The sequence below is a fragment of the Fictibacillus barbaricus genome (assembly GCF_031457135.1).
Taxonomy (GTDB): domain Bacteria; phylum Bacillota; class Bacilli; order Bacillales; family Fictibacillaceae; genus Fictibacillus; species Fictibacillus barbaricus_A.
Window position 1 is genome coordinate 180,149 of sequence record NZ_JAVDWA010000006.1, and the last position, 19,074, is coordinate 199,222.

Sequence of the window (19,074 nt, forward strand, 5' to 3'; positions counted from 1 at the left end):
TATTTTCGTTCCAGGCTGCTCGCTTTCCGCTGGGCAGGATTCTCGCGCCTTACACTCCAATCAACTTGCCATCGGAGTCAAATTACAAAATGCCTCAGAAGCAATAATCTCTAGAAAAGTGTCACTAGAAAAGTGACTTATCAAAAAATAGATAATGCGCACAAAAAAAACGACTCAAAAGTGATGATTTCACTTTTGTGCCGCATGCATGCTTTTCTTATTTCATTAGTTCTGCTTCGACTTTTTGAACGATCTCTTTGGCAATGTCGATCCATTTTTTATCGATTGATGCATCAGGGTCCTGTGGTTCTGAAAATTGGTTGAAACTTCCCGAAACACTTCCTGCTCCAACATTGTCATCAAGCCCTATTTGATATTTATGAGCTAATAAAAAGGGTTCTCCAATTTGAATGACCGTATTTCTTTTGTCCAGTTCTCCTTCAACTGCTTTAAATGGAATCCGCAAAAAGGTATATCCGACTTCATCGTCTAATTTATAATCAAAATAGCCATGATCATAATCCCAATTGCCTCCGTAAGAAAAGCCTAAGCTTTTTAATGCGTCTTCTGCTTCATTCAAAGCTATGTATTCATTTTCTATCTTACTTTTAATCGGCTTCATGTTCGGCCTCCTTTAACATTCCTATTGATTAGCCTAACCATTTTGCCGATTTTTATTTTGAGCGCTTTTATATGATGCAACACGCGCTTGATGGATGACAATAAAGCAACAGAGTACGAAATGACCATTTTCAACTAAAAAAGCCTGACCAATAATGATCAGGCTCCTACACTTCTATAAACGTTTTTCTAGTTCTTCTTTTTCTTTTTCAAATCCAGGTTTACCAAGAAGAGCAAACATATTCTTCTTATAAGCTTCTACTCCAGGCTGATCAAACGGGTTAACTCCCAATAAGTAACCGCTGATCGCACATGCTTTTTCAAAGAAATACACCATATATCCAAAATGATAAGCATTCATTTCTGGAATGGATACGATAAGATTTGGCACTCCGCCGTCAGAATGAGCAAGCAGTGTACCTTGAAACGCTTTTTTGTTTACAAAATCCATTGTTTCCCCGGCAAGAAAATTCAACTTATCAAGGTTCTTATCGTCTTCTTCAATTGTTATTTCTTCACGAGCTTGATCTACATACAATACCGTTTCAAAAAGATCGCGGCGTCCTTCTTGAACATATTGTCCCATAGAATGAAGATCTGTTGTAAAGTCAACAGAAGCAGGATAAATTCCTTTATAGTCTTTCCCTTCACTCTCACCATAAAGCTGTTTCCACCACTCGGATACATAGTGAAGTCCAGGTTCGTAGTTTACCATTAACTCAATCGTTTTTCCTTTATTGTAAAGGGCATTACGAACGGCTGCATATTGATAAGCACCATTTTCAGCAAGATTAGGATTGTTGAAGTCATGTGCAGCATCTTTCGCACCATTCATCATGTCTTCGATGTTTACACCGCTTACTGCGATTGGCAATAGTCCTACTGCAGTAAGAACCGAATAACGTCCACCTACATCATCAGGAATGATAAATGATTCGTATCCTTCTTCGTTTGCTAATGTTTTAAGAGCACCTTGTGCTTTATCCGTTGTCGCATAAATACGTTTGCGTGCTTCTTCTTTTCCATACTTTTCTTCTAAAAACTTTCTGAAGATACGAAAAGCAATCGCAGGCTCTGTAGTTGTCCCTGATTTCGAAATAACATTGACGGAAACATCTCTGTCTTTCAACACATCGAAAAGTTCTTTCACATATGTAGAAGAAATGTTTTGTCCAGCAAAGAAAACTTGTGGCGTTTTACGATCTTCTTTCGATAACAAATTGTAAAAAGAATGATTCAGCATTTCAATCGCAGCGCGAGCTCCCAAATATGAACCACCGATTCCAACGACGATAAGTACATCTGAATCGCTTTTAATTTTTTCAGCACTTTTCATAATTCGGCTGAATTCTTCTCGATCATAGTTTTCAGGAAGATCTACCCATCCTAAAAAGTCGTTGCCTGCACCGGTTTTATTATGAATGGCGTTATGTGCAGCGTTCACAGCATCTGTAAAATAATCCACTTCATGCTGCCCAATAAAAGAAAGCGCTTTGCTATAATCAAAACTCAGCTTCTTTGTCATATGTAAGCCTCCTAAAAAATCCTTTATTCTTTCACTTTATACAAAGCATTCGTTCAAATCAAGAAAGCCTGTCTTTGTAAACGGTTTCTTAATAATATACGGAATATTCTTAATTCCGAATGACAATGTAAAAAAGAAGGGTATTACCCCTTCTTTATAATGACATCTTTAATATTTTTAATACATCGTCTTTATTTTGTTTGTTGAAGTTTCCGAATTCTCCTCTAGCCATCGCTTTATCCGCGATAACATCTAGCTTGGAATCATCGATTTTGTAATTTGCTAATTTATTAGGCGCACCAAGTGAAGTCCAGAACGATGATAAACGATCGATTCCTTCGAGTGCCACTTCTTTATCTAATTTACCTTCTGTCTCTACGCCGAATACACGGGTTGCCAGCTGCTTAAATCGGGCAACGTTCGTGTCTACATTATGACGCATCCAATTCGGGAATAGAATTGCCAATCCGCCTGCATGAGGGATATCATAAACAGCAGAAACTGCATGTTCAATATTATGGCTTCCCCAATCGCCGCGTACTCCCATTTGAAGTGTTCCGTTTAATGCCATCGTTCCATTGTAGAGAATCGTTTCACGAAGATCATAATTTTCAAGATCTTCTATAAGTTTTGGCGCTGTTTCCATAACAGTTAACAAAATGGACTCAGCAAAACGATCTTGTAATGGTGTATTTTCAGCATTATGAAAGTATTGCTCTAAAACGTGTGACATCATATCAACGATTCCATAGATGGTTTGATCTTTAGGAACGGTAAAGGTATAAGAGGGATCTAGAATGGAGAACTTCGGAAAAACAAGAGGGCTTCCCCATCCATATTTTTCTTGTGTTTCCCAGTTTGTAATAACTGAGCCTGAGTTCATTTCTGAACCAGTTGCAGCAAGGGTTAAAACTGTTCCAAAAGGCAGTGCTTCTTTAGGAGTTGCTTTTAAGGTGATAATATCCCATACATCACCATCATATTTGGCACCAGCTGCGATTGCTTTTGTACAATCAATTACACTTCCACCGCCAACAGCAAGCAAACATTCAATGCCTTTTTCTTTACAGATTTCAACACCCTTTTTGACAGTTGATAATCTTGGGTTTGGCTCGACGCCTGAAAGTTCACTTACTTCTGCTCCCATGTTTTTAAGTTCATTTACAACTTCATCGTACAAGCCGCTTCTTTTTATGCTGCCTCCGCCATATACAAGTAAAACTTTTTTGCCATAAACACCCAGTTCATCCTTTAATGAGGGAAGCTGATCTTTTCCAAAAACCAATCGAGTTGGATTGTAATATATATACGAATTCATTGCAATCTCTCCTTTTTCTTTCATGTAATCCGTATTATGTGGGACATCGTTCATGAAGTAAAGTAATTAGCTTACCCCAACTTTTAGCTTTTGTTTTTCTAACTTTTTTCATGCTAGGAATAGGTAAATGCATAATGTTAACGTGATTTGACATGCTAATAATGCATAGTTTATTTGCAAAAAAAGGAGGATAAAAACATGAGCGGTTTACAGCGATTCACTTTAGCACTTGTAATTATTGGTGCGATTAACTGGGGTCTGATTGGTTTTTTTCAGTTTGATTTAGTAGCAGCAATCTTCGGAGGACAAAACAGTATTTTAGCAAGAATTGTATACGGATTAGTGGGGATTTCTGGATTGTATTGTTTAACACTTTTATTTAAGCCTTCTGAAGAACTTAACCGTGAAGGATATGCGGAACCCGATCAAGCATAATAAAGGAAATCAATCATATCTAAAAGCAGCAAAATAAAAAAACCTCTCCAACGAGAGGTTTTTCTTACTTTTTAAGACGCTTGTTAAGTTGAGCTTGACGATCTGAAGACTCTTTTAACCATTCTTTTAACTTCGTTTCAAGCGTGTTGAAACCTTTGTTAGCGTCTTGTGTATTGTTGTTGCTTTTCTTGTTGTTGTTGAATCCGCCAGCAGGACGACGCTCTTTTTTAGGTGCCGGTGCCGGAGCTTCCTGTGTTTGACGGATTGAAAGTGAAATTTTCTTGCTGTCTTCGTCAATAGATAGTACTTTTACTGACACAACATCCCCTACACTTAGTGTGTCGTTAATATCTTTAACGAAACCATGAGAAACTTCAGAAATATGCACAAGACCTTGCACATTATCATCTAATGCAACAAACGCGCCAAAAGGCTTAATGCCTGTAACTTTTCCTTCAACAATGCTACCAACTTCAAAATTCATGAAAACACTCCTAACTATTTTTTAACCTGTTTAGTATAACATAACTAGAGAACATTGCAAAACTTAATAAAGGAGTGTTTAAAGGCTTGTAACTGTCATTTCTTTCTCACTTTTTGCATGCTGGATAGACTCTTTGCCGAATTCATAAACATTCTCAATATTTACTTGATGCCAGAGCATAAACATAAGAACCGTCCAGATTTTTCTGCTATAGTCCCCTTTGCCGTCTTTATGAGCATCTAACAGTTGGAGTACGACTTCTTTCTTTAAATATCGATCTGTATCACTTGTTAAAATTAATTGTTTCGCCCAGCTGTACATTTCGTTCTTCAGCCAATGACGGATTGGAACCGGGAAGCCTAACTTCTTACGATATAAAACAGATTCAGGCACGATTCCTTTCATCGCTTCTCTTAGCGCATATTTTGTTGTGCCATTCGTTACAGTCAGTTCTGGATGTAATTGCGATGCGACTTTAAATACTTCCTTATCAAGGAACGGAACCCTTAATTCCAAGGAATGGGCCATCGTCATCTTATCCGCTTTAACAAGAATGTCGCCTCTCATCCATGTATGCAAATCAATGTATTGCATCTTATGGACGTCATGAAAATCCTTAGCATTTTCATATAAAGGTTTTGTGATGTTCTTATAATTATAAGCCGAACGATATTCTTTCAGCAGTTTGCTTTTTTCGGCTTCAGAAAACATTTTTGCATTTCCGATGTAACGCTCTTCAATCGTCATGCTTCCTCGTTCTAAAAAACTTTTGCCCTTCATTCCTTCAGGAAGAACTCCTGCGATCGCTGCAAGACCTTTTGCAAGTCCCTTTGGCATCGCTGTTAGGTGACGCAATGAATTTGGCTCGTGATAAATATTATAGCCTCCAAACAGCTCATCAGCACCTTCGCCAGACAACACAACAGTCACATGCTTTGCGGCTTCTCTTGCAACAAAATATAACGGTACTGCAGCGGGATCTGCAACGGGGTCATCCATATGCCAAATAATCTTCGGAAGCTCCCTCATAAATTCATCAGGCTTCACAAGATAATGAATGTTTTCAACATTTAGTGCAGCCGCTGTCTGAACAGCAACGTCAATTTCACTGAAGCCCTCTCTTTCAAAACCAACTGTGAACGTTTTCAAAGCAGGATGAAGTTCACTTGCCAGGGCAACAATCGTACTTGAGTCGATACCGCCTGACAAGAATGCTCCAACGGGAACATCTGAACGCATATGCATTTTGACAGAATCACGCATCACAGATCGGATATCATCTTTCGCGGATTCAAGTGTCATTTTTTTCGGTTCAAAAGATGGCTTCCAATACGGTTTGATCTGCATCGGTCTTCCAGCTTTTTTTATAAAATAATGGCCTGGCTCTAATTTTTTAATATCCTTCGTCATTGTCATTGGCTCAGGAACAAACTGATACGTTAAATAATGATGAAGCGCCTCAGTGTCAACCTTCTGATCCTCTTTCACAAGCGTAATACTCTTTTTTTCGGAAGCACAGTACAGTGCATTTTCATCTTCTAAATAAAAGAAAGGCTTGATTCCAAATGGATCTCGGGCACCATAAAGCTCTTTTGTTTCTTTATCCCAGATTAAAAAACCGAACATACCGCGAAGCATTTTCATCGCTTCTTCCCGGCGGTCACTAAATAGAGCTAAAATGACTTCCGTATCAGAGTGTGTTTTGAATTCATACCCTTTTTCTTCTAGTTCTTTTCTTATTTCAACATAATTATATATTTCACCGTTAAAGATGATCCAATAACGGTCATCTTCATAGGATAATGGCTGTTTTCCGCTCTCTATATCTATAATACTTAAACGGCGAAACCCAAATCGAACATACTGGTCAACAAAATGACCACTATCATCAGGTCCGCGGTGGGTTATAATGTTCGTCATATTTATTAATTGTTCTGTTTCCTTTTGTTCAACCGACTCCGGAGTGTTTAACATATACCCGATAAAGCCACACATTTTCTATTTCCTCCCATAATACAGCTCAAAGTTCACTTTCATTCCAATCCGGTTCAACTATTAAATAGTTTTCCAATATATCTATTTAATTCCTTAATTTGAGAATGAACCTCTCTATTATAACGCTTTTTTTACAGACTTTACTATATTTTTGTAAAAAAAATGAAAAACAGAGAATCTGTACTATATTTGTCGAGGAAAGTAATATAAAAGTTTCATTAATTACATTTATAGCATGTTTTTCGGGTCTAATATTTTTTCAGCTTCTTCAGAAGTAAAGATACCTTTCTCCACTAAAATCTCTTTTAGCATCTTCCCCGTTTCAAAGCTTTCTTTTGCAATTGCTGCAGCTTTTTCGTAACCAATATGAGGATTCAGCGCCGTTACGAGTGATAAGCTTTGATCCAGCCATTTTGTGATATTTTCTTCATTAGCCTTAATCTCTTTTAAACATTTTTCTGTAAAAACTTTCATGCCGTTACTGATGATGGTGATCGATTGCAAAACATTGTAGCCGATCACAGGCATCATTGGGTTGATTTCCAGCTGGCTTCCGATTGCAGCGGTTGTTACACATGTGTCGTTTCCGATAACCTGTGAACAGATCATATATAAATTTTCAAGGATAACAGGATTAATCTTGCCCGGCATTATGGAAGACCCTGGCTGAACGGCTGGCAAGCTAATTTCAGCGAGCCCTGTTCGCGGTCCGCTGCTTAACAGCCGTAAATCACTTGATATTTTTATGAGATGAACGGCGAGTTCTTTTAGATGACCGCTGATTCGAATCGCAGCATTTGTGTTCTGCATAAAAGAATAGGTGTTTTCACTTTGTACATAGGGAAGATCTGTACGTTTTGCTAACTCTTGAATGGCAAGTTTTGCATAGTTTTCGTGAGCATTAATTCCTGTCCCAACGGCATTTCCGCCGAGACCCAGCTCGTAAAGTGACTTCTCAGCATGTTTTAATGATTTCTTAACGGATTGAACGGCTCCTTTATAGCCTTTAAATTCACTTCCTAACCGTATGGGTACTGCATCTTGCAGATGTGTTCTGCCGGCCTTCACAACAGAATGGAATTCCCCTTCTTTTTCATCTAATTGAGCGATCAGCTGGTCGATTGCCGGATATAAAACGTTATGTAATTGATCCGCAATGGAAAGCTGAATGGCAGTCGGTATCGTATCATTGGTGGATTGAGACATATTCACATCATCATTCGGATGAACGATTGAAAAATCTCCTTTTTCTCCACCCATTAATTCAGATGCACGAGAGGCGATTACTTCATTCATGTTCATATTTTGAGAGGTGCCTGCCCCTGCTTGATAGGCGTCCACAACGAATTGATCCAGCCACTTCCCTTCGATGATTTCCTCTGCCGCTTGAATGATGTTTTCTGCCTTTTTGGCATCTAATGCACCACATTGTTTGTTGGAAGAGGCTGCACTCGCCTTAATAATCGCTTGTGCTTTTACAAATGCAGGCGGTAACCGAAGTCCACTTATCGGAAAGTTCTCAACTGCTCTTTGCGTTTGGGCACCATAATAAACATCAACTGGCACTTGTACCTCACCTAATGTGTCTTTTGCTGTTCTAAATTTGTCCATTGTTTTCACTCCTTCTAATGAAAAGTCCATATTACTTGTATTCCCTTACACAAAATAGATGTAATCATTTTTTATATCTATAGAAAAAACCGCCTAGAATGACGGTTTTGATAGTAATGGTAATGGTAATACCTGAGCTGGCTCTTTTTTGATGAACCGATATTCGGTTTTAAATCCTGCTTTTTTTTGTTTTAAAAAGGTCTTACGTGAAATTGGACGGGGACTTGACCAGGAAAGGGAGTCAAGGTTTTTCCAATTATCATGTGTAATAATTTCGCTTTTATAATAATAACAGTTTCCGCTCGTGTATTCTTCGCAAATATAGCGGACTGTTTGTCGACTATGCATATCATCTCTCCATTTTTTCTTTCATTATCCCCGCAACACCATTCATTCATACAAGTTTCAACATTAAAAAAGGCTTGAAGACCCTACCTCCAAGCCCCTTTATTTAACCTCTTGTGGTCCACCACCACCAGCCACCAAATATTAGAATAAGAATGAACAAGATTATAAATACAGCCCAGATCCATCCGTAGCCATATCCTCCACCGTATCCTCCATAAGGATAACAGTACGGATAGTAATATGGAAATCCCATCCTGCTTACCTCCTTCATTTCTTTATGCGTTCTTTCTCCATATTAAAATATGTCCGAAGTATGTAAAAAGGAATAGAGACAAACGCACATTTATGTGGTGAAATGCTGAAACGGCTCATTAAAAAGCGACAAAGAAAACACAGTTTGCGTAATTTGCAAACTGATGTTGCACTTGTGCCCGTGGTGCCAGCACTTAACTCTTGCCTGAAGACATGCTCTTTATGTCACAAGGAAAGAGTTAAGTGACCTCGAGATTTTAGCCGTTGAAACTGGACAGTGAAAAGGTGAAACGGCTCGTAAATCCTAGTGAAACTGTTTCGCTCGTATTTTTCATATTTCGCTTGTATTTTTCGAATACCGCTCGTATTTTCCAAATTCCGCTCGTATTTCTCGTATTCCGCTCGTATTTTCCAAATTCCGTTTGTATTTACTTCCTAAAACGTACATTTTCTCAACAACATCGCCAGACAGGAAATAATTGCACATTGTATCTTACCTTTCATGGGGAAAAATAACCGATATGGATTTTTACGAGAACGGAGGGAGCTAATAAATGGCCGTAAATGAGCAGAATACATTTGTGCCCGGATTTAAAATTCAAGTCAGCGGTGTAACGATCTATTATGAATTTTACGAACATGAAAACCCAGATGCTAAAGTCGTTGTACTTGTACATGGCTTCTTATCTTCTACTATTAGCTTTCGAAAACTGCTGCCTTATTTAACAAAACATTATGTTGTCATTGCCTTGGATCTTCCGGGATTTGGTCAAAGTGAAAAATCGACAACCTTTATTTATCGCCTATGTAATTATGGTCAGCTGATCATTGATTTTTTAGACAAGCTTACTATTAAAGATGCGATTCTGATTGGCCATTCGATGGGTGGTCAAATTAGCATGCATGCCGCAAAAAAAGCACCCGCTCGAATAGGGAAACTCATACTTCTTGGCTGCTGTTCTTATGTAAAAAAAGCCAGCCACCCTTTAATCGTCTGCTCTTACCTTCCTTTGTTCACATGGGGAATGCGAAGCTGGATTCAAAAAAAAGACGTGAAGAAAAACTTGGCGGCTGTTTTGCACGATCCTTCCCTTGTCACCCAAGAACTGATTGACGGATATAAGAAGCCCATAAGTGAAGCTGCTTTTATTGATTCTCTCATTAGACTGCTTAGACATCGTGAAGGAGATATGACTTCACAAGAATTAAAGGAAATTAGTCAGCCCGTATTGATGATCTGGGGAAAAGAAGACAAAGTAATGCCCGTAAAAACGGGATATAGATTAAAGAAGGATCTTCCTAACGCAGAGCTGATTGTGTATGAAAAATGCGGACACCTTTTGATGGAAGAAAAACCGGATGAAATTTCAAATGAGATTATTCGTTTTATAGAGGCGGAAATGGAATGAGATTTTTTAATACAGGAAAGTCCATAAAGTCAAATCCACTAGCACAAGAAAATGAGAACAAAGCACTCGATCAAAATATTCTTTGGCAAGAAATTGGTATGTCTGATTGGATATCTGGATTTATTGAATCATTAATCGATCAAGAACGATTTAACAAAGAGGTTCTTTGCTTTATTCAAAAAAATCAATCCTTGAAGTGTAAAGAACTGTATGAACAGCTTCCGTTCAGCAACAAACATTATAAAAAAGACCCTGACAAACAAACGATTAATTCAATGGTTCTTCAAGGGTGTGTGGCGTTAAAAAAACGATCATCTAAGGAAATGATATTTGTTCATGTAGAAAAGGCACCGAATTTACGGCCCATTTCTGTACCTGAAGTGGAGTTTAGCGTAATTGGACCAAAAGAAGCATTCAATGAAAACTTAGAGACGAATTTGGTCTTAATTCAGAAGAGACTTCCCACGTCAGCACTCCAAATAGAATTTATAGAGATCGGGCAGCGAACAAAAACGAAAGTGGCCATTCTCTATCTAAAAGATATCGCGAACGAAACAAATGTAAAGACACTGAAAGAGAGATTAGCTGGAATTGACTACGATCATATTTTAGACAGCAGCTATCTTATTCAAATGATAGAAGATAATAAAATGTCCTTGTTCCCTCAACTGATCGATTCAGAACGTCCCGATCGAATCGCCGCATCATTAATTGAAGGGAAAGTTGCTTTTTTAACCCAAGGTTCTCCTCATGGTGTATATGGTCCTGTGTCCATCGTTGAATTTTTTGCCGCGTTTGATGATTATTTTGTAACTTGGCACATTTCATCTTTGTTTCGTATCATGCGTATGTTTGCCGTGCTGTTTTCTATTTTTGCAACACCTTTATACGTTTCTGTCATCACGTATCACCCTGAATTGATACCTGATGACCTTTTGTCTACTTTAACTACTTCACGAACTGATATCCCCTTTCCGCCTGTTCTAGAAGCTCTTTTTTTAGAATTAACGATTGAATTATTAAGGGAAGCTGGGGCAAGGCTGCCAACAAAAGTTGGGCAAACAATCGGTATCGTTGGAGGTATCGTGATCGGAACAGCTTCCGTTCAGGCTGGTCTCACGAGTAATGTTTTATTAATTATTGTAGCGCTATCTGCACTAGCATCCTTTACTACACCTGTTTACAGAATGAGCAATGCCATTCGTATCGTTCGATTTCCTATGATTATTCTTTCACAGTTCTGGGGACTTCTAAGTATGACGCTCGGATTAATGTTTATTATTACACATTTATTAGGACTAACTTCGTTAAACAGGCCTTATTTAGCTCCTATCTATCCGCCGAGACTTTCAGATTGGAAGGATTCATTCGTAAGGCTGCCCTTTTACGTTCAAAAAAATAGGCCAGATCAATTGAAAGTACAAGAAAAGAAGAAAATCAGCTGGTGGAAAAAGAGGGATATCGATGAATTTGAATAAAAGTAAATCTCCGCCCTTTGTTCATAAAAATGCAAGGATTGCTCATAAGCTTGTATATTTCCTCATCGTCGGTTCCCAGATCGGTGTTGGGGTTCTTGGTTTTGTCAGATATATCGCCAAGTATGTGAGGCAAGACAGCTGGATCATCGTGATTTTGGGCGGATTAAGCATACATATCATACTTTGGATGATGTTTAAAATATTAAACAAGCATGGCGGAGATCTCTTTAACATTCATCATCAATTTTTTGGCAAATGGCTTTCGCTCCCTTTGAGTTCCCTTTTTATTTTTTATTATCTAGTTACAGGGATTGTCATTTTGCGTACGTATATCGAAGCGGTTCAAAACTGGATGTTTCCGGGAATCCCCATTTGGACCCTATCCTTTTTCTTTGTGGCACTTACCTATTACATTGTTGGTAAAGGATTTAGAGTGGTGACTGGAATTGCTTATTTTTGTTTCGTCTTGACGATTTGGATGACCTTCACACACTATTTTCCAATTCGATACGGGCATTTTATTAATTTATTGCCAGTGTTGGATTTTGGATTGAAAGATTATTTTCAGGCATTTAAGGTGATGGTTCTTAGTTTTCTCGGGATTGAATATTTATTTGCCTATTATCCTTATTTGGAAAATCCTAAAAAAGCGCAAAAATGGGCTCATATTGGAGCAGCAACTACAACTGGTATTTATATGCTGACCACACTTTCTACCCTTATGTACTTTAGCCCAAAACAATTGCAAGGATTGACTTGGCCGACACTCCAAGAATGGAAAATCGTTACCCTCCCCATTCTAGAGCGATTTGAATACGTAGGAATTGCCTTTTTTGCAATCGTTGTTTTAATTAATCTTGCTATCGCGCTTTGGACGTCAAGCAGAGGTATTAACAGGATATTTGATATCAAACAAAGAATTGCCATTATCCCACTATCTATCCTTTTGTTTGCCACTCCGGTTTTTTTTACAACTCGTTTTAAAGTAGATGAACTTAATAATATCATCGGCAAATTTGGCTTTTATCTGTTATATGCGTACATTCCACTGCTCTTTATCATTAGTTTACTGAAAAAAGGAGAGAAAACATGAAGAAGTTCCTCTCTTTATTGGTGTGTTTGTTGTTAACAGCTTGTAATACAGAAAAGGAAGTATTAGACGATATTACGATGGTCCGCTCATTCGGATTTGATAAGTATCCAAAAAAAAATCATATTAATGGAACCATTATTTATCCCATCTATATTGATGAACAAACGTTTAAAATGAGAGATCTTTCGGCTGCTGGTGAAACCGCCAAAGAAGTAAGAGCAGAGCTTAACGAAATGGTTTCTAAACCACTATTTGTCGGAAAACTAAATACCGTATTATTCAGTCAGGAGATCGCTAAAGAGGGAATCATGGAGACGCTCGATATGCTGCAGCGTGACCCTGGGGTGGGAAGAGCCATCTACCTTGCTATCACAAAAGAAAGCACAAAAGAAATTTTGACAATAGACAATAACCTGGCAAACCATGATGGGAATTTTTATAGCAGCCTCATTAAACAAAACGAGAACTATTCAAATTTGCCTCATTTGAATTTCCATACTTTTTTATATGCCTATTTTTCTGATTGTATGGACCCCATACTTCCTTATTTGTCACATCGAAACAATTCAGTGAAAATTAAGGGATTAGCCCTCTTTAAGAAAGATAAAATGGTCGGTACACTTGGTGAGGAGGATCTGCTTGCTTTTAAAACCTTGTATCAAAATTTAAACGAAGGCAGCTATCAATTTTCTTCGCAAAAATACAAAGGAAACCTCGAAATTCTTAAAAGCAGAATTCATTATACGATTCTGGCAAAACCTCATCATCGAGTGATTTTAAACGTAAATGTAAAAGGAAGGCTTACAGAATATACAAAAGTGAATGCCGGAAAGCCAAATGTAATCAAAGGAATTGAAAGAAATATCGAAAAGGAATTAAATAGAGAAGGCTATAAGCTTATCGGTAAATTCCAAAAACTAAATATCGATCCGATTGGGATCGGGGAACATGTTCGGTCCAGAACGCGGGCGTTTGATCATAAGGGCTGGAATAAAAATTATTCTGGTTTAGACATAAAGGTAAAGTATCAAGTCAAAATTACAGAGTCAGGTATTTCTCAATAAAAAATGAAAAAGCCGTGATTATTCACGGCTCTTTGTCATTTGCTGCCACACTGTCCCTGCTGCTTCTTCACCGCTTTGAATACGTTCTAAAGCAATTTTGATTTGCAGAGAAACTTCAAACTCCGGGTCATCTTGAGCTGCTTTTAATGCGGGTACTGCCGTTTCATCTCCAACTTCGAAAAGAAAACGAGCAGCGCGCCAGCGGACAAGTTTATTTTTATCGGAAAGTGCATCACACATGACAGGAATGGCTTTTGGGTTACCGATATCCGAGAGCGCATCTCCTGCTGTTCTTCTAACTGACACATTTTTATCTGACAGAGCTAAGTAAAGAAGCGGAAGTACTGCTTCGTCTTCGATCATCCCTAAATAAACGACCGCAAGTCTTCTGATAGAAGGCTTTTCGTCTTTTAATGCTTGTTTCAACACCATAACATCATCTAATGTCGGGTTCATACGCTCTAATGCGGCATAGCGTGTTTGCCAATCACTGTCCCGCATTTTTTCTGCGACTTCTGTTGTCGAAACTTCCTCTTCTTCCATCGTTTGATTTTTATTAAAAGCTTGTTCGACTAAATGATCCAATCTTTCTTGCGGATAAACAGCATCTAGTTCTTCTGCTACTTCATTCCCGACTTGTTCGAACGTTCCATATCGAACACCTTGTTCTTCCCATTGCCGCTCCATCACTAGATTATCAGAAGCTTCTTGGGCTTTTAACGCTGCTTTCGTAAACCTTTCAGGCAAACCTACTCGTTTTTCTTCTTTTTCTGTTTTTAATTTAATTTGCATTGGCAGTCCTCTGAACATTTGGATAAGCACCATGATCTCGGTGATTTCTTCCTCTTTTTCAGAGACTTGATTTATTTCTGTTTGTTCTTCTTCCTGGCCGAACACTTTTCTGACCCCGGCTAAAACATCTTCCCACTTCGATCTCGGGTTTCGATCCAGCGCAATAAAGTCAGCAACATGATAGATGCTTTTTACACCTTCTACATTTAAAATTTCACGAATAAACTCAGGAGCACCTTTTGAATTTTCCTTTGTATAATTATAGCGTTCAGTTCCTGGCAGCGTTTCGTCCAGATTAATTTTCATTGAATTGGGGCTTGGCGTCGGTTCAATTCCTGTAATTTTCATTTACCTTCACTCCTTTACAATGTATTGGCTTATATGAATCGTCTCTAAATAGGCAATAATTTGTTCTTTTTCTTTATCCGTAAACTTGTACTCACAATCTACGCCTTCGTCATGAGCAATGATTTCCTGCATTTCTCCATCTTTATCGAATACGATGAGAGCACTAGGCTCATTAAGTCCTTCTGGGAGGATCTCGATATTTGAAATACTAAAAGATAGATAAACGTTAAACCATGGCCCAACTTGTGCTACATCGTAATGATGAAACTCCAGATGGCCTTCAAAATAATTCATAAACCCATATTGATACATAGTTTTCCTCCAAAAAACTTCATATACCCTATTATAAGGAACGTTTATGAAAATCTCAAAAAAGCCGTTTTATTTGGATGGTTTAAGATGAGGCAGTCTGGTCGAATTTTGGCGGTTCGTGGTTTTATCAAAAATAAGTGTGGGATTATCGTCAAAAATCCTCGTATTCCTGAATAAAAGTCTGTGAATAGCAGAAGAAACTCTGGGAATCTTCACAAAAAATGTGGGATTGGGTTATTTTATCAAAAGCCTCTTTTCTAAAAGATTGTTGCTTCTGGGGCATTTTTGTAATTTGACTTCAATGACAGGTTGATTGGAGTGCAAGGTGTGAGACTCCTGCGGGACAGGCGGGCAGTCCGAAAAGCGGAAGCGGTTTGGTCAGCCCCGACAAGTAAAAGGGGAATGGGCTAAGAAGGCGCTTTTTGCCTTCAGGACCATTAAACTTTTGACCTCGAGGGGCTAACCGCTGCTGCTAGACAAGTGAGACACTTATACGTGAAACGTACGAATGTGGCTCACCGTCTGCCCCGCGGAAAGCGAGCAACCTGGAACGGAAATCAACTACTTTCAAAAGCAACAATGAATACGGAAACAGCCTATTAAAAAAACCTTCCTGTCTAGCAGAAAGACAGGAAGGCAACCCATGAATTCTAGCGTAATTCTCTTAAAATGGCACGTACGGGGCTCCCATCTCCTTCTTTTAATGGTAAAGGGAGCGCGATAAGTTCGTATTCACCTTCAGCTACATAATCAAGAACCAATCCTTCTAAAATATGAATGTGATGCTCATACAGCGTGTGATGCGCAGCTAGTTCTTTACTATCCAATTGATCTACAGACGGCATATCTACGCCAATCAGCTCAACACCGCGGTTCTTTAAAAAAGGCACAATTTCAGGCAAGACGGGCACTATTTTTTCTGGAAACTGGGATCGGTCTCCCCAGCAGTTCGTTTTGAAAAGAACACGCTTTGTACCCATTTTAACTTTTTCTTTTATGCTGTTTAACGTGATTTCTTGTTCACCTGAAACATCGATCACAGTTGCAGGACCTGTATACAGCTCAATTGGCAAGTCATATACCTTTTTTCCTTCATCGTCAAAATGAAATGGTGCGTCAATATGGGTGCCGGTATGGGCACTCATTTCAAGTTTTCCTACATTTACGGATCCGGATTGTTCTTTCGTCCATGCCAAGTCGAACGAATAAGGTGTATCTCCCGGCCAGCCGGGGACACCATTATAGAGCGGCATAGATATATCAATGAGTTTCATTTTCTCCACCCCTTACGCGATCACTTCTCTTTTATTTTCGTATTTTTCGTATTCTTTGTCTTTCATGATCTTACTCAGGATTTGAACAGCATCATATACATCTGTATAGGAATTATATAGAGCAACAGGTGCTAACCGGATGATATTCGGAGAGCGAAAATCCGGTACAATCCCATTATCTTTGAGTGCTTTGCAAATACGTGCAGCGTCATTGTGCATCAAAGCGATATGACCGCCACGTCTCTTGTCATCAAGAGGATTGACGACTTGAAATACATCTTTCATTTCTTGATTGATCAAATCCATCAACAAGCGCGTAAGACTTAATGATTTAGTGCGGACTTTTTCAATCGTTGCTTCTTCAAAAATGGCAAGTGATCCGATTAACGGAGCAGTGCTTAGCATATGCGGCGTACCAATTTGGAATCCTCCTGCAGACTGTTCTCCGTCAAACGTATGATCCATATCAAACTGACTCTCTTTATTGCTTCCGAACCATCCAGAAAGTCCTGCTGTTTTAGAAAAATGATTTTGATTCACATAAAGACCGCCGACTCCGCCTGGACCAGCATTCACATATTTGTAATTGCACCAAAATGCAAAATCCACTCCCCATTTACTTAGCTCATGTGGAAGCGCGCCAATAGAATGACATAGATCGAAGCCAATGGGAATATTTCGTTTATGCGCTTCTTGTGTTAACCGCTCTATATTTAAAAGCTGTCCGCTCCGATAAAGAACAGAAGGCAGTAAAATCAAAGCAACATCCTCTGTCATAGCTGCGATAATATCGTCTTCTTCTAATGTCAGTCCATTTTGGCTCCTTACTTGAATAAGCTCAGTTTCCGGATTCAATCCTTTTAATTTAAGCTGGCTTTGCAGGGCATAAATATCTGAAGGAAAAGTGAGTTCATCTGCTAGAATCTTTGTTTTTCCTGGCTTCGGTTCAAAAAAAGTAGCAACGAGCTGATGCAAGTTTACCGTTGTTGAGCCCGTTACGATCACTTCGTTTGGTTTCGCTCCAACAAGTACTGCCAGCTTTTCCGCAAGCTGTTCACTCAGTGTGAACCAAGGATATTTCCCGCCCATCCAGCCATCGATTCCTTGTTCCTTCCAATCATTCAAGACATCCAACACCGATTGCTCTGCCCTTTTCGAAAGCAGACCGAGCGAATTTCCGTCTAAGTATATGGAATTAGTTTTCAGATGAAATTCTTCTTTAAAAGAAGCTAGCGGGTCATTTTGGTCTAAAAGACTTACCGTTTCTCGTGTAATTTCGATCATTTTCATCATCCTCCGAGCCTATTGTCTTGTAATCGTTTTCAAAACCGTGTAATTTGTCGTATACTTACCCTAGCTTTTTCCATTATGATAGGAATAAGGGGGTGTTAGCCAGTGAAACGCCTATGGTGGTTAACCGGCATTGTTTTTGTTTTCATATTTACATTCGCACTTTTATATTTGTATCATAACTCAGATAAACAAACGGTTGAAGAAAAAACGGAAAGCATACAAGAAAATAAAGAAATTAAACAGATTGCATCACCAAAACCAGCCGCAGAAAAACCGGTGCCTGTTGAAAAAACAACAAGCCTTACGCTTGCTGCAGTTGGAGATATTTTAATTCATGACACAGTTTACAATAAAGCAAGACAATCAACGGGAAGGTATGATTTTGATCCTAATTTTGTTCCAGTGAAATCCTATCTCTCACAGCCAGATATTACGATGGCTAATCAGGAAACGATGATCGGAGGGACAGAGTTAGGACTGTCATCTTATCCATCATTCAACTCTCCGCATGAGGTTGGAAACGCTTTAAAAGATAACGGGATCGATTTAGTTACTTTAGCTAACAACCACACCTTGGACCGGGGAGAAAAGGTCATTTTAAGTGCATTAAATTATTGGAACGAAATTGGCATTATGTATACAGGAGCCTTTGCTTCAGATGAAGATCGTGCAAATATCCGATTTATGAAAAAGAATGATATTACAGTTTCATTTTTAAGCTACACATATGGGACCAATGGAATACCAATACCAACCGGTAAAGAACATCTTGTCAATTTGATTGATAAAGAAAGAATCCAAAAAGAGGTTAGCGAGGCTAAAAAGATTTCAGATATCGCTGTCGTTTCGCTCCATTTCGGCAATGAATACGAAAGAATGCCGAACGATTTTCAAAAGGAAATCGTAAAAGCGGTAACAGAAGCTGGCGGTGACATCATCATCGGCCACCATCCACATGTTCTTCAGCCTGTGAAATGGGAAACTGCCAGTGATGGTTCAAAAACGTTTGTTATCTATTCGCTTGGCAATTTTCTATCAGGACAGCGCCGGGATTATAAAGATATCGGTGGAATGGTTCAGCTTACGATCACTAAGCATGTAAAAGGGGAAGAAACCACCTTTAATTTAGGTGATCCGAAATTTCTTCCCACTTATGTGGACCCATCGTTTGTCATTCATCCAATGAAAGACCTGCCAAATATGAAGAGCAAGTATGAAGAAATCAAAGCTCACATGAATCAATGGGTACCTGAGCTGAATTTTTTTGAATAAACGAAGAGCTGACACCCTTATGCCTTTTGCATAGGGAGCCAGCTCTTTTTTAAATTGGCGCGCGTATTTTTTGTATGGCGCGCGTATTTTTTGTATGGCGCGCGTATTTTTTGTATGGCGCGCGTATTTTTTGTATGGCGCGCGTATTTT

16 protein-coding genes are annotated in these 19,074 nt (G+C 38.8%); 6 read left to right on the forward strand and 10 right to left on the reverse strand.

Annotation, left to right across the window (positions count from 1 at the left end):
- Nucleotides 1–217: 217 nt before the first annotated feature.
- From J2X07_RS16015 to J2X07_RS16025, 3 genes are all read right to left on the reverse strand, one after another.
- Complete coding sequence (locus J2X07_RS16015) at nucleotides 218–622, reverse strand: YugN-like family protein (RefSeq protein WP_310260918.1); 405 nt, start codon at nucleotides 620–622, stop codon at nucleotides 218–220.
- A 174-nt stretch (nucleotides 623–796) separates the two neighbouring features.
- Nucleotides 797–2,146, reverse strand: coding sequence for a glucose-6-phosphate isomerase (locus J2X07_RS16020; RefSeq protein ID WP_310260921.1), 1,350 nt, complete (start codon nucleotides 2,144–2,146; stop codon nucleotides 797–799).
- A 154-nt stretch (nucleotides 2,147–2,300) separates the two neighbouring features.
- Entirely contained in the window at nucleotides 2,301–3,464 is a 1,164-nt protein-coding gene (locus tag J2X07_RS16025; RefSeq protein ID WP_310260924.1) for an iron-containing alcohol dehydrogenase, read from the reverse strand.
- A gap of 198 nt (nucleotides 3,465–3,662) precedes the next feature.
- Between J2X07_RS16025 and J2X07_RS16030 the strand changes: the two genes are divergently transcribed.
- Nucleotides 3,663–3,899, forward strand: coding sequence for a DUF378 domain-containing protein (locus J2X07_RS16030; RefSeq protein WP_310260926.1), 237 nt, complete (start codon nucleotides 3,663–3,665; stop codon nucleotides 3,897–3,899).
- A 64-nt stretch (nucleotides 3,900–3,963) separates the two neighbouring features.
- Here J2X07_RS16030 and yugI read toward each other — a convergent pair whose 3' ends face one another.
- The 3 genes from yugI to J2X07_RS16045 all read right to left on the reverse strand — a co-directional run bounded on the left by yugI (nucleotide 3,964) and on the right by J2X07_RS16045 (nucleotide 7,989).
- Nucleotides 3,964–4,383 (reverse strand): S1 domain-containing post-transcriptional regulator GSP13, encoded by a 420-nt coding sequence (gene yugI, locus J2X07_RS16035; RefSeq protein ID WP_310260928.1) that lies wholly within the window; start codon nucleotides 4,381–4,383, stop codon nucleotides 3,964–3,966.
- Nucleotides 4,384–4,461: 78 nt separating this feature from the next.
- On the reverse strand, nucleotides 4,462–6,378 hold the full coding sequence (gene asnB / locus J2X07_RS16040) for an asparagine synthase (glutamine-hydrolyzing) (RefSeq protein ID WP_310260930.1): 1,917 nt from the start codon (nucleotides 6,376–6,378) through the stop codon (nucleotides 4,462–4,464).
- 228 nt (nucleotides 6,379–6,606) lie between these two features.
- Nucleotides 6,607–7,989, reverse strand: coding sequence for a class II fumarate hydratase (locus J2X07_RS16045; RefSeq protein WP_310260932.1), 1,383 nt, complete (start codon nucleotides 7,987–7,989; stop codon nucleotides 6,607–6,609).
- Nucleotides 7,990–9,143: 1,154 nt separating this feature from the next.
- Here J2X07_RS16045 and J2X07_RS16055 point away from each other — a divergent pair.
- From J2X07_RS16055 to J2X07_RS16070, 4 genes are read left to right on the forward strand one after another with little or no spacing between them, the layout of a single operon-like run.
- Entirely contained in the window at nucleotides 9,144–9,998 is an 855-nt protein-coding gene (locus J2X07_RS16055) for an alpha/beta fold hydrolase (RefSeq protein WP_310260936.1), read from the forward strand.
- Entirely contained in the window at nucleotides 9,995–11,476 is a 1,482-nt protein-coding gene (locus J2X07_RS16060) for a spore germination protein (protein ID WP_310260938.1), read from the forward strand. The genes J2X07_RS16055 and J2X07_RS16060 overlap by 4 nt, the downstream gene beginning before the upstream one ends.
- Nucleotides 11,463–12,569: a GerAB/ArcD/ProY family transporter gene (locus J2X07_RS16065; RefSeq protein ID WP_310260940.1), complete on the forward strand. Its 1,107-nt coding sequence runs from the start codon at nucleotides 11,463–11,465 to the stop codon at nucleotides 12,567–12,569. The genes J2X07_RS16060 and J2X07_RS16065 overlap by 14 nt, the downstream gene beginning before the upstream one ends.
- Nucleotides 12,566–13,633 (forward strand): Ger(x)C family spore germination protein, encoded by a 1,068-nt coding sequence (locus J2X07_RS16070; protein ID WP_310260942.1) that lies wholly within the window; start codon nucleotides 12,566–12,568, stop codon nucleotides 13,631–13,633. Before J2X07_RS16065 ends, J2X07_RS16070 begins: the two co-directional genes overlap by 4 nt.
- Nucleotides 13,634–13,651: 18 nt before the next feature.
- Here J2X07_RS16070 and J2X07_RS16075 read toward each other — a convergent pair whose 3' ends face one another.
- The 4 genes from J2X07_RS16075 to kynU all read right to left on the reverse strand — a co-directional run bounded on the left by J2X07_RS16075 (nucleotide 13,652) and on the right by kynU (nucleotide 17,643).
- Nucleotides 13,652–14,773: a conserved virulence factor C family protein gene (locus tag J2X07_RS16075; RefSeq protein WP_310260944.1), complete on the reverse strand. Its 1,122-nt coding sequence runs from the start codon at nucleotides 14,771–14,773 to the stop codon at nucleotides 13,652–13,654.
- Between the two features lie 6 nt (nucleotides 14,774–14,779).
- On the reverse strand, nucleotides 14,780–15,085 hold the full coding sequence (locus tag J2X07_RS16080) for a hypothetical protein (RefSeq protein WP_310260947.1): 306 nt from the start codon (nucleotides 15,083–15,085) through the stop codon (nucleotides 14,780–14,782).
- Nucleotides 15,086–15,735: 650 nt separating this feature from the next.
- On the reverse strand, nucleotides 15,736–16,368 hold the full coding sequence (kynB, locus tag J2X07_RS16085; protein ID WP_310260949.1) for an arylformamidase: 633 nt from the start codon (nucleotides 16,366–16,368) through the stop codon (nucleotides 15,736–15,738).
- A gap of 3 nt (nucleotides 16,369–16,371) precedes the next feature.
- Entirely contained in the window at nucleotides 16,372–17,643 is a 1,272-nt protein-coding gene (kynU, locus tag J2X07_RS16090; protein WP_310260952.1) for a kynureninase, read from the reverse strand.
- Nucleotides 17,644–17,754: 111 nt separating this feature from the next.
- Here kynU and J2X07_RS16095 point away from each other — a divergent pair, with 111 nt between their 5' ends.
- Complete coding sequence (locus tag J2X07_RS16095; protein ID WP_310260955.1) at nucleotides 17,755–18,924, forward strand: CapA family protein; 1,170 nt, start codon at nucleotides 17,755–17,757, stop codon at nucleotides 18,922–18,924.
- The last annotated feature ends 150 nt before the right edge of the window (nucleotides 18,925–19,074 follow it).